The organism is Streptomyces sp. NPDC039480, assembly GCF_055597165.1.
In genome coordinates, this window is record NZ_JBVITX010000005.1 from 413958 (window position 1) to 428873 (window position 14916).

10 protein-coding genes are annotated in these 14916 nt (G+C 72.3%); 2 read left to right on the plus strand and 8 right to left on the minus strand.

The genetic code is table 11. The features are described 5' to 3' along the window. Positions 1-46: 46 nt before the first annotated feature. A complete protein-coding gene (locus tag ACZ56E_RS18785; protein WP_471215403.1) occupies positions 47-1984 on the minus strand; it encodes a hypothetical protein in 1938 nt (645 codons plus the stop codon). A 231-nt stretch (positions 1985-2215) separates the two neighbouring features. After that, a complete protein-coding gene (locus tag ACZ56E_RS18790; protein ID WP_471215405.1) occupies positions 2216-5341 on the minus strand; it encodes an alpha-N-acetylglucosaminidase in 3126 nt (1041 codons plus the stop codon). A gap of 110 nt (positions 5342-5451) precedes the next feature. On the opposite strand from ACZ56E_RS18790, the gene ACZ56E_RS18795 reads away from it, so the two are divergent. Continuing rightward, positions 5452-5904 (plus strand): hypothetical protein, encoded by a 453-nt coding sequence (locus tag ACZ56E_RS18795; protein ID WP_471215407.1) that lies wholly within the window; start codon positions 5452-5454, stop codon positions 5902-5904. A gap of 28 nt (positions 5905-5932) precedes the next feature. Here ACZ56E_RS18795 and ACZ56E_RS18800 read toward each other — a convergent pair whose 3' ends face one another. Genes ACZ56E_RS18800 through ACZ56E_RS18810 form a run of 3 tightly spaced genes read right to left on the minus strand, consistent with a single transcriptional unit; the run spans position 5933 to position 9257 of the window. Next, positions 5933-7318 (minus strand): DUF1996 domain-containing protein, encoded by a 1386-nt coding sequence (locus tag ACZ56E_RS18800; RefSeq protein WP_471215409.1) that lies wholly within the window; start codon positions 7316-7318, stop codon positions 5933-5935. Between the two features lie 32 nt (positions 7319-7350). Beyond that, a complete protein-coding gene (locus ACZ56E_RS18805) occupies positions 7351-8001 on the minus strand; it encodes a LuxR C-terminal-related transcriptional regulator (protein ID WP_471215411.1) in 651 nt (216 codons plus the stop codon). After that, on the minus strand, positions 7986-9257 hold the full coding sequence (locus ACZ56E_RS18810; protein WP_468600333.1) for a sensor histidine kinase: 1272 nt from the start codon (positions 9255-9257) through the stop codon (positions 7986-7988). Before ACZ56E_RS18810 ends, ACZ56E_RS18805 begins: the two co-directional genes overlap by 16 nt. 260 nt (positions 9258-9517) lie before the next feature. Between ACZ56E_RS18810 and ACZ56E_RS18815 the strand changes: the two genes are divergently transcribed. After that, positions 9518-11716: an MMPL family transporter gene (locus ACZ56E_RS18815; RefSeq protein WP_471215413.1), complete on the plus strand. Its 2199-nt coding sequence runs from the start codon at positions 9518-9520 to the stop codon at positions 11714-11716. A 65-nt stretch (positions 11717-11781) separates the two neighbouring features. On the opposite strand, the gene ACZ56E_RS18820 is transcribed toward ACZ56E_RS18815, so the two are convergent. The 3 genes from ACZ56E_RS18820 to glnII all read right to left on the minus strand — a co-directional run bounded on the left by ACZ56E_RS18820 (position 11782) and on the right by glnII (position 14733). Then, a complete protein-coding gene (locus tag ACZ56E_RS18820; protein ID WP_471215415.1) occupies positions 11782-12768 on the minus strand; it encodes an NAD-dependent epimerase/dehydratase family protein in 987 nt (328 codons plus the stop codon). 73 nt (positions 12769-12841) lie between these two features. Continuing rightward, the gene (locus ACZ56E_RS18825; RefSeq protein WP_471215417.1) at positions 12842-13405 is read right to left on the minus strand and encodes a winged helix-turn-helix domain-containing protein; all 564 of its coding nucleotides are present in this window, start codon (positions 13403-13405) and stop codon (positions 12842-12844) included. Positions 13406-13704: 299 nt separating this feature from the next. Further along, positions 13705-14733, minus strand: coding sequence for a glutamine synthetase (gene glnII / locus ACZ56E_RS18830; protein WP_471215419.1), 1029 nt, complete (start codon positions 14731-14733; stop codon positions 13705-13707). Between the last annotated feature and the right edge of the window lie 183 nt (positions 14734-14916).

Genomic DNA, 14916 nt, shown 5'->3' on the forward strand with positions numbered 1-14916 from the left:
GGTCTGCGCGGGGAACTTCGGCGCGACCCCTGCCTCTGTGGTCGGCCTACCGCAGCGTCTGCACTTTCGTGCCGTCGCCGAGCCTGCCGCTGAGCCGTGCCTGCGCGGTCCGCTCCGTCCTGGTGGCGAGGAGGTTGCCGGCCACGCGGGTGCCGCCGGACGCGGTGATGGAGGTGACGTTCTTGCTGCCCGCCCCGAGGAGGTACCAGCTCCCGGCCCGGGACTTCCACAGGACGCCCGCGAGCACGTGCGGGGCGCGGGCGCCGCACGCGGGGGAGTCGCCGGCCTGCGCGGCGACGGCGCCCGCGGCCCCGTCGGGGGTCCGGAACTCGGCGAGGGTCCGGCTGCCGAGGCCCCGCCAGGTCTCGGCACGGGTGCAGGCCCAGGTCGCGACGCCGTTGCCCTCGGGCAGTGCCTGACGGGCGTACGCCCACGAGTTCACGGAGCGGATGCCGTGCGAGCGCACCGACGCGAGGGAGCACGCGGACTTCGACCAGTCCGCGGGCGTGGCCTCGCGCGGGGCCTGCGGGCGGCCCGCGGTCAGATGGGCGGGGACGAGCTCGCCGAGGTCGGTCGACATGCGCACCGCGCCGGAGTGGTCGCGCAGCCGCAGCGCGTTCCACGACGTGCACTGGCCGGTCTGCGCGGGCCCGGCGAAGGGCTCGGTGACACCGTCGTCGGAACGGCGCAGGGCGGCGGCCCTCGTGGTGGGCTTCAACAGGTCCTGCACCGCGGCGGACCGCACCCAGGGAGCCGTCAGATAGCGGATGTTCCCGTCGGCGCGGTCGACGACGACGGCGTTCGCCTCGGTGTTCGTCGCGCCGTCCACGCGGGCGAAGTCGAGCGCCGCGCCGTTCGTGCCCTCCTGCGGCTCCGCGTACCGCACGATGCGCAGTCCGTCGTAGAGCAGCACGACGCGCGCGGAGTCGACCTCACCGGCGAAGAGCAGCTGGGCGGGGCCGGGCGGCGCCCCGGCCGCGGTGCCCGGCGTCGCGGAGACCTGCACGGACTCGCCGGGCCGTGCCCAGACGGCGAGGGCGCGGCGGAGCAGCTCCTTGTCGCCGATGAGGTTGCCGCGGGCGGGCCACACGGAGAAGTCGGTACGGGCGGAACGTTTCCACGACCCCGCGGGAGCCGCCCGCAACTGCGCCGGATCGAGCGCGGCCTGCCCGGCCGGGTTCTTCGCGTAGGGCGGCGCGGCGGCACCGTCGGGCCCCCAGCCGTCGCCGGGCATGCCGAGCAGGGCCCCGCACACCAGCGCGGCGGCGACCGCGACTCCGGCGGCCTTCATGTGCTGCCTGCGCCGCATCAGGTCGGTCGGCCGGGCCTGGAGGGCGCAGGGGTCGAACTCGGGCGACGCGAGCAGCTCGTACTGCTCCTCGATCTCGTCGGCCTCGTCGAGGGCGTCCTCGGGGTCGTCGCAGTCCAGGGCGAGGAGAACGGCGAACGCGCCGTCGTCGTCGAGCCCTTCGAGGCCGCGGAGCGCGTAGGCGGCGCGGGCGGGGCCCGACAGGTCGGCGAGCCGCTGCTCCAGGGCTACTTCGTCGGCGCCGCCGGAGCGGGGGAAGAGCCGCAGGCCACGGACCTGCGGCAGCAGCGGTGGCAGCTGGGCCCGCTTGGGCCAGGAGGTCCATCTCAGCGGGAGGCCGGCGTCGAGGGCGCCGCGCAGCACCTCTAGGCGCACGCACGCGTAGGCCGGGTCGCCGTGCGGCCCGCCGCTTCCTGCGCCGCCCCGCTGCGCCGGGACGACGACCGCCTCACCCGTCCTGCGGCTGCGCGGCAGGGCGCGCTGGGTGAGGGCGTGGGCGGTCAGGACCCGGCGGTTGCGGCCCAGACTCGGCGGCAGGACCAGATAGGCCAGCCGCACGAGCCGTGGGTAATGCTCGACGAGGGCGGCCTCGGCCTGCTCCACGTCGACGACGGGGGCGGAGCCCCTGGGCTTGGGGGACTTGGGGGACTTCGGGGACTTCGGCGGAGACTGCACATTCGACGGCACGTTCAGCAAAACGAGCGAATCCTCGGTTGGTCACCTCGCGGCGTCCTGTGCCCGGTCCGCTGGGTAGGGGCGACAAGGCCGCCGCTTCGCGGCGGATGTTTCCCACCCGCCCACCCGTTTGCCCCGCGCCGTCCAGCGGGGGTAGGGGCGGGGGGGGGGGGCGTTGCCCGCGCCGTCCAGCGGGAGTAGGGCGGGGATGCCGCCCCCCCCGGCAGACCTCTACCCCTCCACCCCCCACCCGCTGAACTCCACCGTGCCGCGCTCCCCGTCGCCCCCGTTCGTCGCGCTCATGAACAGGCCCGCGTCCTGAACCGGTGCCGCGCCCGGGACTTGCACCGTTGCCACCGTGCGCCACGTCGAGCCGTCGTCCGTCGAGAACGCGCCCGTGAACGACGCGCCCGCGCGGGACAGTCGGAGCAGTACCGGGGCCTTGATGCCGGTGACGCGCTGGTATGTGTCCAGCGTGCCGTCGCCGTTCGTGTCGTAGGAGAGGACGACCCCATTGGCGGGGGTGACGGCGAGGTTGACGAAGCCGGGGGAGAGGGGTGTGCGCAGGGAGTTGCGGGCGATGAGGCCTGCTCGGGCCCACGGACCCGTCACCGCCTGTGTGTCGACCCGTACCGTCACCGACACCCCGTCCCGCAGCGCCCCGCCCCGGTACAGCGTCCCGAACTCAGCGGTCCCCTTCCACAGATCGGCGCCGCCCCCGTCGATCGCGTACCGCCCGTCCAACTCCCCGAACACGGCAGCGTTGTTGCTGTAGGTCAGCCACGCGTCGCTCACCGGACCGGCCTCGAACAGCGTGCCCTCGTACACGGATCGCACCCGGCGCTCGCCCAGCGGCCCGTACCGTACGGCGATCTCGTAGGGGAGCGCCCGCAGCGGGCGGTCCAGCGGGGTCCCCGGGGTGGTGGCCCGCCACGCCACCTTTCCGGTCCCGGCAGGCGCGACACGTGGCAGCGACACGGGCCCGACGGGCTCCGCGTCGATCCCGGTCAACGCGAAGTCGACGCGCCCGGTGCCGCGCAGCCCGTTGACGTTGCGGAAGGTCGCCGTCAGCAGGGAACGGCCGCCCGGCGGGACGGCGGGGGGGTCCGCCGTGACCTCCAGGGTGCCCTGGTAGGGCGCCCGCGCCAGCACGTTCCGTACGCGCGAGACCGTCCGGTACGGCGTACCGACGGGGCGAAGTGGATAGTCCTTCCGCTCCCGCGTCCACGGTTCCTCGAATGCGAACCAGTCCACCGGCTTCGCGGCCCGCCCGGCGGCCAGCGCGTCCGCCAGTTCGTCGAGCCACTTCTGCCAGCGCGGCACGTAGAAGTCGCGCATGAGGCCGTGCCATTCGCGGTTGCCGTAGTCGTGGAGCCGGCCGGCGTCGGAGGTGGCCCGGTCGCCCCACACGGTGATCAGGACCTTCGCGGTGCGCTCGAACTCCGCGCGCTCGGCGTCGTTCGTCCCCATGCGGCGGGCGTCCGCGATCCAGGGGCCGAGCAGGAACGCCGGGTGGGTGCCCGTCACGTCGTCGGACAGCCGCATCAGCCGCAGCCACAGTTCCGACAGGGCGCCGAAGGTCTCCCGGTCCTTCCGCTCGTACGCGGCCCGCAGCTGCGGCAGGAGCTGGCGGCTGCGGTGCGCGAGGGCCTGCCGGGCGACGTCGACGAGGTCGTACCGGTAGGCGGCGCTGTCCCGCAGCGCGCCCGACACCCCGAGGAGCCCGGTGAGCGCGGCGTCGAACCGCCCCGGGTCGTAGGTGAGCGCGCGCGGCGCGTACTCCGCGGCGCGTGCGGCCGCGAGGTCGGGCCGCGCGGCGAAGAGTGAGTCGTGCGGGTCGCTGCGCTCGACGGCGGTGTGCTGGTAAGCGGTGTCGTGCAGCGCGCGCCACGCGGCCCGCGCGTCCCGGTCGCGGCCGCCGTACCGGAAGTCGGCGTACGAGGAGAACCACGCGGCCCGGTCCGGCGGGTCCTTCGTCCAGGCCAGTTCGGAGAAGAGCTCGAAGGCGGCGGGGTCCCGGTCGGTGGCCTCCGGCATGAAGGCCGTGCCCACCAGCGCGCTGTCCTTCTTGTCGCGCCAGGCGAAGAACCTCTCGTTCCACAGGTGGGTGCGGGCGCCGATCGTCGTGCGCCCGCCGAAGTTGGGGATGGTCCCGAAGGCGTACGGCGTGCCGCCCCAGTCCTTCTCGCGGTCCGTGACGCTCGCGTACCGGTCCGATACACCGTCGACGATCAGCATCCGCTGCTTGTCGACGGCGTCGAGCAGCGCGGGCAGCGGGTTGGCCTCCCAGCCGAGTATCACCCAGGTCGCGCCGGGCCGCGCCGTCCGCAGGGCCGTCTCCACGCCCCGGGCGGCGGCGGGCACGGGCACGTCGCCCGCGGTGCCGCCCTCGTGCAGGAGGTCCATCTTGAAGAGGTCGGCGGGGCCGAAGAGCTGCTCCTGGTGCCGGTAGAAGGATGCGGCGACCCGCGCGAAGGCCGAGGTGCGCGGGTCGAGCCAGTCGGGTCTCCGGAACCCGTGCCAGACGCCCTGCGGCACGACCCGCGCGTCGCCGCCGTTGCGCTCGACGAACCCGTCGGGGACGTGACCGTAGTAGCCGGGGAGCACCGGCGCGATCCCGAGCTCCCGCAGCCGGCCGACGATGCGCCGCCCCAACCCGGCCCGGTCGTCGATGAGTTGCTGTGACAGCGGGCCGCCGTACCCCGACAGGTTCTGCAGCAGCCACCACGGCTGGTGCGAGGGGGCGGGGAGCCACGCCCTGGCCTCCGCGTCGGAGTAGCCGAACTCCTGCAGCACCCGGTGGTACACGGCCTCGGCGCCCGCGATCACCAGGACTTCGTTGCAGCCGTGCAGGGCGAGTACGTCGATCATGCGCTCCCAGTACGCCCAGTCGGCGTACGGCGCGGTGTACCCGTCGTTGGTGTCGTTCAGGGCGAACCGGTGGGGGAGCTCGGTGGACCGCTCCAGCGGCCGGGCCGGCGCGGGCAGTCTGCGCGGCAGGTCCAACTGGCTGCCGTTCCAGGTGATGTGGGCCCCGCACACGTACTTCAGGTACCAGTGGACGCCGGTGAGCAGCACCGCGGGCGTCGTGCCGGACACCTCGATCCGGCCCGTGCTGCCGGTGACCCTGAAGCGGTCCTCGCGGCCGTGCGCGGGGACGAGTCTGAGCCGGAACTGTTCCGTGTGGTGCGGCAGGAGTCTGTTGAGCGCGGAGCGCGCGGCATCCGTATCCAAGGCGGGAGCCTCGGCGGGTCGTGCGGCCGCGGTGCCGGTCAGGGCCGGCAGGCCGCCGACCGCGGCACCGAGGCCGAGGGCCCCCGCGCTGCCGAGCACGGTACGTCGGGACGGTTCGGACATGTGTACCCCCTGGGGTGAAGGCTGCGCGCACGGTATCCGCGTCGCCCCGCGTGCTCAACGGTCCGCGTGGAGCGGACGGGTCGAGATAGCTGAAAGGGAGTGCTGGGACGATGAGGACAGCGCGAGGCGCGCGGACGGCGCGGACGGTGCGGGCGGCCCGGAGCGCCCTTTCGGGCATGGCTGTGGGAGCCCTGCTGGCAGTGGTGGGATGCGGCTCGGGGGGTGACGGCACACCGCGCACGGCGAGCGGCAGCCTGGAGCAGCTGGCGGCCGAGGCGGGGTGCAGGCCCGACGTCCGGACGGACGCGGCAGAACTGCGCCAGGCCACCTGTGAGAACGGTGCCCGGCGCTATGTCCTCGTAACCTTTACAAACGCCCGTGGCCAGGCCGAATGGCTCGACGAGGCGAACGACTACGGCGGTACGTACCTCGTCGGCGGCAGCAGCTGGGTCGCGGTCGGGGACGCCGACGACATCTCGGCGCTGCGCGACCGGCTCGGCGGAACCGTGGTGGACGCCGCGGGGAGGCACGGCGGCGGCCACCACGGTCATGGCGGGGGCTGAGCGGTTCGGCCGAGCGGCTCGGGGGCCGTCAGGCGCAGCGCTTCCCGGAGTTGACGCACTGCGCGACGCGCCGCATCAGCCGCTCGTCGAAGACGTTGATGAAGTCACCGTGGTCGGTGACGGGTTTGTGCAGCTGCTCGGGGAACGAGTCGACGGCGAAGCCGGGCCCCGGCGGCACGTCGTACACGACGCGCTGCACCAGCTGGGGAATGGCGCGGAAGCCCCGCGGGCAGGCGCCGGTGCGCCGGTCGGCGAAGGCGACGTGGGTGCGGTGGTTGGCGCTGTCGGTGTTCTGTCCGTCCCAGCAGCTCTGGAAGTTGAAGGTCCTGACGACCTTGCTGCCCTCGGGACAGATCGGGTATTTGTCCGTCAGCTGCCGGTTCTCGAATCCGGTGCAGCTCCATGACGCGTTGGCGTTGGCGTCGCCATTGGTGAAGGCCTTGGCGTCACCCGTGATGATGCGCAGGAAGCGCGGCATGGCGACGACCTTGCTCACCGGATTTCCGGCGAACTTCAGGGTCACCGAGGACGGTGTCTGGATTTCGCCGACGTTCTGGTCCTTTCCGCCGCCGTCGGCCTGGGCGTCGTCCTCGTTCTCACCGTTCTGCAGCCTGAGGACGGGCCAGTAGTACGTCGACTTGTCGCCCTGATTGCGGCAGCTGGTCTGTCCGGCGGCGAGATCGGCGTCGCTGGAAAAGGCGTCCGTCGCCTGGTTTCCCACGTAGTCGTGCATATGGTGGGCGCCGTTGCTCACGCCGGGTGCGACGATGACGTTGTCGGGGTTGAATTTGCCGTTCTCGTTCCGCCCGCATTTCGTGGTGAAGGTGCCGCGGGAGGCGTTGCGGCCGTCGCGAGGGCGTTTGACGTTCGGCCGGACGGACTCGATCTCGACGAAGTCACCGGCCTCGGGCCCGTTACCGCTCTGCCCTTGTTCTTGCCCCTGGCCCTGATCTTGCCCCTGCCCCTGGTCATCGGCGCGCAGCGTGCAAGGCGCCATGCTGTCGATCCCCTCGGGGGGCCGGGCGCCGGCCTGGTCCAAAGCGTTCGTGATGCCGCCGAGAGTCTCCCTGCGTTTCTCCGCCAGGGGCGCGAGCAGGGACTCCTTGTCCGGTGTCCGTGCGAATTTCCCGTACGCCTCCGTGATCTGGCCGTCGAGGGCGGCGAGTTGCCGGTCCACTTCGCCCCGCGCGGCATCGGGCACCTCGGGCAGTTGATTGCCCACGTCCGGACAGCTGATGGTCGACACCTGCTGTCCGGCATCCCCGGAAACCCGCGGAGGGGGCCGGTCGGCGCCCTCTCCGGCATTCGCGTAGACGTTCACGGCGACCAGAGCGCCGCCGCCCATGATGAACGCTGCCGACGTGGCGACGACGCGCCGCGTCAGCCTTGATCGTTTTCGTGAGGTACGTCCCATGGGACTACATACGCATCAGCGGCCCGGCGTGTTCAGCGCCCCTGGTCCAGATAGGCGAGGACGGCGAGGACCCGCCGGTTGTCGTCGTCGGAGACCGCCAGGTCCAGTTTCCCGAAGATGTTGGACGTGTGTTTCGCGATGGCCCGCTCGGTGACGACGAGCTGCGCCGCGATGGCCGCGTTCGACCTGCCCTGCGCCATGAGTTCGAGCACTTCGCGCTCGCGCGGGGTGAGCGCGCCGAGCGGCTCCTCGGCGGAGTGCCGCGACAGGAGCTGCTGGATCACCTGCGGGTCCATCGCGGTGCCGCCGGCCGCGACCCTGCGCACGGCGTCGATGAACTGCGCGGCGTCGAACACCCGGTCCTTGAGGAGATAACCGACGCCGCCGTTCCCGTCGGCGAGGAGCTCACGCGCGTACAACTGCTCGACGTGCTGGGAGAGGACGAGGACGGGCAGCCCCGGCCTGGCCCGGCGGGCGGCGAGCGCGCACTGCAGGCCCTCGTCCGTGTGGGACGGCGGCAGCCTGACGTCCACGACGGCGACGTCCGGCTGCAACTCCGCGAGCGCCTTGGTCAGTTCGGGCCCGCTCTCCACGGCCGCCGCGATCTCGAAGTCGAACGCCTCCAGCATCCGCACCAGGCCGTCGCGGAGCAGGAAGAGGTCTTCGGCTAGGACAACTCGCAAGGGATCTCCATGGTCACCATGGTCGGGCCGCCCGCGGGGCTGCTGACGGCCAGTACGCCGTCGAATGTACCGAGTCGGCGTTCGACACCGCTCAGCCCGGACCCGGCGCCGATCGAGGCGCCGCCCTTGCCGTTGTCCGTGACGGCGATGCGCAGCATGCCGTCCGCGTGGTGCATGTCCACCCAGATGCGGTCGCCCCCCGAGTGCTTGATCGCGTTGGTCAGGGACTCGCTCACCGCGAAGTACGCGGCGGACTCCACCGGCGCCTCGACCCGCCCCGCCAGCTCCACGTCGACCTCGGTGGCGATGGGGAGGCGCAGCGCGAGGGCCTTCACCGCGTCGCCGAGGCCGCGCTCGGCGAGGACCGGCGGGTGGATGCCGCGCACCAGGTCGCGCAGCTCGGTCAGCGCCTCGCCGGAGTTCTGCCGGGCCTTGGCGAGCAGCTCCTTGGCCTTGGCGGGGTTGGACTCGATCATCGCCTCGATGGTGCCGAGGTCCATGCCCATGGCGACCAGGCGGGCCTGCGCGCCGTCGTGCAGGTCGCGCTCGATGCGGCGCAGCTCGGCGGCGGAGTTGTCGACGGCGTCGTGCCGGGTCTCGGTCAGCCGGTCCACGCGCCGCGCCAGTTCGCGCTCCCGCATGCTCGTGGTGGGGGCAAGGAACGTACGGGCCAGCAGGAAGTGGGCGCGCACCAGGGACGGGTTGACGAAGACACCGAGGACGAAGAAACCCATGCCGAGCAGCGCCGCCTGGTTGGCGGTGGACTGCGAGGTGACGTGGATGAAGGCGAACCACTCGCCGCCGCCCGCGTCGTAGATGGGCTCCCAGACGCCGAGGGCGAGGACCCAGCCGTACACCATGTAGAGCAGCAGCGCGGGGGCGAGGATCACGACGACCGGGGCCGCGGTCATGTTCACCAGGAGCCACTGCAGGTCGCGCCAGGTCGCAGGGTCCTTCAGCATCAGTGTGCAGCGCTCCACCTGCCCGGTGAGGCCGGGGCGCAGGTCGGCGGGGAAGGGGCGGTAGGCGGCCGGGACCGTCACGCCGGACCACTCGGCGGCCAGGCGGCGGTAGGAGTCCGCGTACGCGCGCACGCCCTTGAGGACCAGCGGGGTGGTGAGGATGCCGACACCCAGCAGGACGAACGCGATCGAGAGGACCGAGAAGACGAAGAGGACGATCGAGCCCACCAACGCGAAGATCGTCAGATAGAGGCCCCGCGCCCCCGCGACCAGTGCGTCCTTGAGCCTCGTCATGGTCATCAGTCCCTCTCGTCGTCCCCGTGGGTCCGGCCGCGTTCCCCGCGTCCGGCACGGTCATATCTTCGCCGGTGCCGGCGGTGCGGGTCATTGGGTCCGCCACCCGGGGCGGGGGTGTACCTGACGACACCCCCGGCCTCGCCCTGTGCTTCGGCGAGTGGGGGCTTCGGCGGCTGGGGCGTGCGGCCGCCGATTTCTAGCGTGAGTGACGTCTTATCCGAGGCATACAGACGCAGATCTGATGGGGGCGAAGCGCCATGAGGCGGAATCTCGCGGCACGACTCGGTGTGTGGAGCGCACACCACCGGAAGGCGGCCATCATCGGCTGGCTGGTCTTCGTGGTTCTCGCCACGGTCATCGGCGGGGCCTCCGGCATGGTCACGGCGTCCGACGACGAGATGGGGGTCGGCGAATCGGGCCGGGCCGCCGAGATCCTCAAGGACGCGGACATCGACGAGCCCGCGGGCGAGCTCGTCATGGTCAGCGCCTCCGACGGCGCGTCCGCAGGCGGCTGGCGGGACGCGGCGGCCGACCTGTCGAAGGCGCTGACCGCGACCGGCGACGTACGCGACCTCAAGGCGCCGCTGCCCTCCGAGGACGGCAGGGACGCGCTGCTCCGGTTTGAGATCAAGGGACCGTCGGACGAGGCCGCCGACCGCGTCGAGGCGGTCCTCGACGCCGTGGCGAAGGCGAAGGAGGACGGCGCGGCGCACGGCATCACCGTCCACCAGTTCGGGGACGCGAGCTCCGAGAAGCACCTGTCCGACCTGCTCGCCGACGACTTGAAGAAGGCCGAGTTCACCGCGGTGCCGCTCGCACTCGGCATTCTCCTGGTCGCCTTCGGTGCCGTCGTCGCGGCGCTGCTCCCGGTCGGGCTCGCGCTCACCGCGTGCGTGGCGGCCTTCGGACTGCTCTCCCTGGCCAGCCATCAGCTGCACCTGTTCGAGACGACGTACTCCGTGATGTTCCTGATGGGCCTCGCGGTCGGCGTCGACTACTGCCTGTTCTACCTGCGCCGCGAGCGGGACGAGCGGGCCGCGGGGCGGGACGCCGAGACGGCCCTGCGGATCGCCGCGGCCACCAGCGGCCGCGCCGTCCTGGTCTCCGGCCTCACGGTCATGGTCGCCATGGCGGGCATGTTCCTGTCCGGGCTGCTCCTCTTCAAGGGCTTCGCCGTCGCCACGATCCTCGTGGTGTGCGTGGCGATGCTCGGCTCGGTCACGGTCCTGCCCGCGCTGCTCGCCGCGCTCGGCGACCGCATCGACGCCGGCCGCATCCCGTTCCTCAACCGCCGTGCCAAGAAGGGCGTGCACGCCAGTGGCGGCACCGCGGCGAAGATCCTGAAGCCCGTCCTCGCCCGCCCGAAGTTCTTCGCCGTCGGCGCCGCGGTCCTCCTGCTCGCCCTCGCCGCGCCCGCGCTCGGCATGAAGACCGAACAGCTGGGCCTGGAGAAGCAGTTCGGCTCCGACGCCCCGCTGTCCGTCTCCTACCAGCGGATCACCGAGGAGTTCCCCGGCGGCCCCGCTCCGGCGCGGGTGGTCGTCGAGGCCGACGACATCGGCGCGCAGCCGGTGCGGGCCGCGCTCGACTCGCTGACCGAGAAGGCCGGTGACGGCGCCGCGCTCACCGTCCACAAGGCGAAGAACGTCGCCGAGATCGAGGTCCCGCTGCCTGGTGACGGCACCGACGCCGAGGCGAAGAAGGCCCTGCACGAACTGCGCGACGACACGGTGCCCGCGGCCTTCGAGGGAGTGGACGCGACGGCTCACGTGGGTGGCGACCTGGCGTCGTCCGAGGACTTCAGCGACCAGCTCAGCAAGGGCATCGTCCCGGTCTTCGCGTTCATCGCCGCGGTGACCTTCCTCCTGATGCTCTTCAGCTTCCGCTCGGTGGTGATCGCGGTGACGTCGATCGCGCTGAACCTGCTGTCGGTGGGCGCCGCCTACGGCGTCATGACCGCCGTCTTCCAGCACGGCTGGGGCGCGGAGCTGATCGGCTCGGAGCAGGTCGGCGCGATCGAGAACTGGATGCCGCTGTTCGTCCTCGTCGTCCTGTTCGGCCTCTCCATGGACTACCACGTGTTCGTGGTCTCCCGGATCAGCGAGGCCCGCGACCGCGGCATGGACAACCGCTCGGCGATCCGCGAGGGCATCACGCGCACGGCGGGCGCGGTCACCGGCGCGGCCGTGATCATGGTGGCGGTCTTCGCGGTGTTCGGCACGCTGTCCATGCAGGACATGCAGCAGATGGGGGTGGGCCTCGGAGTGGCGGTCCTCCTGGACGCGACGGTCGTCCGCATGATCCTGCTGCCGTCCCTCATGGCCCTGCTGGGCGAGCGCAACTGGCACACGCCCCGGTATCTGCGGTGGCTCCCGCGGGTCTCCCACGCGGAGGAGGTGCCGGCCACCCCGCCGCGGCCCGGCACCTACAACACCCCGGTGGCCAGCGGCCGTTGACGAGACATCCGCACACCTGACGTGACCCCGGCGCCGACACCGCGCCGGGGTCACGCCGTGTCACGTCACAGGCCCAGCGCCTTGGCCTCCTTCTCGGGGGCGAGCCCGACGACCGGCCGGTCGGGCCGCTGCGGCGCCGTCCCGCCGATGGACCGCAGCCACTCCCACGTGTCGCGCACCGTCTCGGCGGCGGGCCGGGTCTTGAGACCCGCCGCGACCGCCTTCTCCGACGACGTCCGGTGCATCGTGTCGTGCAGCTCGCCCGGAGCCAGCCACACCGGCAGCTCCATCCACGGCTCGATGCCCGCGTCGAGCACCGCCTGCGGCTTCGTCCAGCGGAGCTCCGCCGCCGGACCCGCCACCTCCACGCAGGCGTCGAGGAGTTCGCCCATCGTGATCCGCCCCATCGGACTGACCAGGTTGTACGCCCCGTGCAGCCCGGCGGCGGCCGCGTCCAGGACGAACTCGGCGAGGTCCCGCACATCGACGTACTGGATGTCGAGGTCCCGCGGCCCGGGAGCAAGCACGGGCCCGCCGCGCGCCACCCGGTTCAGCCACCACGGCAGCCGCCCGATGTTCTCGTACGGGCCGAGGATCAGCCCGGCCCGCGCGAGCACCGTCCGCTCCGCCCCGAACTCGGCGATCGCCGCGAGCTCGCCGCCCCGCTTGTCCTCCGCGTACGCCGACGCCTCCGCGTCCGGGTCGCCGTCCACCACGGGGAAGCTCTCGTCGGAGCCGGCCTCGCCCGGGTAGCGGTACACGGAGCCGCTGGACACGTACACATACCGGCCCGCGCGGGACGCGAGCAGCCGGGCCGACTCCCGCACCACCCGGGGCGCCGCCGACCAGGTGTCGACCACCACGTCCCACTCGCCGTCGGCGAGGGCGGCCAGGCCGTCCTCGACGGTGCGGTCGCCGTGCACGGCCCTGGCCCCCTCGGGCGCCGCGTGGTGACCGCGGTGGAAGACGGTCACCTCCCAGCCACGGGCGAGGGCCGCCTCGGTGACCGCGCGCCCCACGAATTCGGTACCACCCAGCATCAGAAGTCTCATGGTGGTGACTCTGCCCCGGCGACCCGGGCCCTGTGAACCGGATTCTGCTCGGGGCAGAGAGGGGAACCGCAGCTCAGCGGGGGGTCGGCGGCGCGTACTTGTAGCCGACGCGGCGCACCGTCTGGATCGTCCTGCGGTGCTCGGCGCCCAGCTTGCGCCGCAGCCGCGCGACATGGACGTCGACGGTGCGGCCGTCGCCCACGTGGCCGTACCCCCACACCGTCGTCACCAACTGGTCGCGGGTGTGCACCCGGTGGGGGTGCGCGACGAGGTGCGCGAGCAGCTCGAACTCCAGGTACGTGAGGTCGAGGGGGCGCCCGTCGACCTCGACGGCGCGCTGCACGGGGTCGATCCGGATGGGGCCGGGGGCGGGGGGCGCCTCGGGCAGTACGGACTCGGCGGCGCCGGCCACGGGTTCCTGCCCGGCCGGTACGAGGACGAGGTAGCCGACCATCGGCGGCTGGCCCGGCAGCGTCGGCAGGGTGTGCTGCGGCGCGGGGAGCCAAGTGGCGCCCGGCGGCAGGAAGTCGGTGATCTGCACCACCTCGTCGGGCGCGACGGCTCGCAGCCGGCCGCGGCCCGGGGGAGGGGTGAGGGTGGTGGGAGCGGAGGCAGTGAAGGAACGTGAGTTCGCCATGAGGAGTCAGCTCTTTCGCGCGAAGAAGGAGTCGTCGAGAACGAGACGTACGTCGTGCGCGTCAGGCGAAGGCCGGTTGCGGCGGCATCAGGCCGGGGGCAACGGCTTTACAGGGCCCGCGCGTTCATCGCGCGGCAACACACCCGGTCGAAGTCGTGATGCTGCCGGGAGGGCCAGAAGGGCTCGAGGTCGTGACGACCCGTCGCGGTGATCCGGTGGCTGCCCATGGCTCCATTGAATCAGATGACGAAGGGGTCGCCCACCGTGACCGGTGGGCGACCCCTCGGTGACCGGTGGGATCAGACCTGGCCGGCCTTCTCCAGCGCGGTGCAGCAGGTGTCGACGAGCAGACGCGTCACGACGTACGGGTCGACGTTCGCGTTCGGGCGGCGGTCCTCGATGTAGCCCTTCTGCTCCACCTCGACCTGCCACGGGATGCGCACCGAGGCGCCGCGGTCGGAGACGCCGTACTTGTACTCGTCCCAGGGGGCGGTCTCGTGCAGGCCGGTCAGCCGGTCGTCGATGCCCGCGCCGTAGTTCTTGACGTGGTCCAGCGGCTTGGAGCCCTCACCGAGCGCCTCGCAGGCGGTGATGATGGGCGCGTAACCCTCGCGCATCGCCTTCGTCGAGAAGTTCGTGTGCGCGCCGGCGCCGTTCCAGTCGCCCTTGACCGGCTTCGGGTCGAGGGTCGCGGAGACCTTGAAGTCCTCGGCGGTGCGGTAGAGCAGCCAGCGGGCGATCCACAGCTGGTCGGAGACCTCCAGCGGGGCCAGCGGGCCGACCTGGAACTCCCACTGTCCCGGCATGACCTCGGCGTTGATGCCGGAGATGCCGAGCCCGGCCTTCAGGCAGTTCTCGAGGTGCGCCTCGACGACGTCACGGCCGAAGATCTCGTCCGAGCCGACGCCACAGTAGTAGCCGCCCTGCGCGGCGGGGAAGCCGCCGACGGGGAAGCCGAGCGGGCGGTCGCCCTCGAAGAACGTGTACTCCTGCTCGATGCCGAAGATCGGCTCCTGCGCGGCGAAACGGCCCGCGACCTCGGCCAGCTCGGCGCGGGTGTTGGACTCGTGCGGCGTCATGTCCGTGTTGAGGACCTCGCACAGGACGAGTACGTCGGCGCCGCCGCGGATCGGGTCCGGGCAGGTGTGGACCGGCTTGAGGACGCGGTCGGACGCGTGGCCCTCGGCCTGGTTCGTGCTGGACCCGTCGAAGCCCCAGAGCGGCAGCTCGGCGCCCTTCGCGTCGTCCGCCAGGATCTTGGTCTTGGAGCGGAGCTTCGCGGTCGGGGCGGTGCCGTCGATCCAGATGTACTCAGCCTTGAAGGTCACGGGGCCTCATCCTCATAACGCTCGGTACGGCGCAGAACGTGCGGGTGCTGCGGTGCCGTGGTGATGGGCGGCAGCCTGGCAACCCGCGATTTCCCGACCGTTGCTCTTATGTGAACCCCGTGTTACCTGAGGCGGGTGTGTCCGGCGTCACGACACCGCCCGGCCGCGCGGCACCGCCCGCCC

Coding starts and splice junctions, on each gene's coding strand:
- ACZ56E_RS18790 (WP_471215405.1), bottom strand. CDS start 5,341: ATGTCCGAACCGTCCCGACGTACCGTGCTCGGCAGCGCGGGGGCCCTC.
- ACZ56E_RS18795 (WP_471215407.1), top strand. CDS start 5,452: ATGAGGACAGCGCGAGGCGCGCGGACGGCGCGGACGGTGCGGGCGGCC.
- ACZ56E_RS18800 (WP_471215409.1), bottom strand. CDS start 7,318: ATGGGACGTACCTCACGAAAACGATCAAGGCTGACGCGGCGCGTCGTC.
- ACZ56E_RS18810 (WP_468600333.1), bottom strand. CDS start 9,257: ATGACGAGGCTCAAGGACGCACTGGTCGCGGGGGCGCGGGGCCTCTAT.
- ACZ56E_RS18815 (WP_471215413.1), top strand. CDS start 9,518: ATGAGGCGGAATCTCGCGGCACGACTCGGTGTGTGGAGCGCACACCAC.
- ACZ56E_RS18820 (WP_471215415.1), bottom strand. CDS start 12,768: ATGAGACTTCTGATGCTGGGTGGTACCGAATTCGTGGGGCGCGCGGTC.
- ACZ56E_RS18825 (WP_471215417.1), bottom strand. CDS start 13,405: ATGGCGAACTCACGTTCCTTCACTGCCTCCGCTCCCACCACCCTCACC.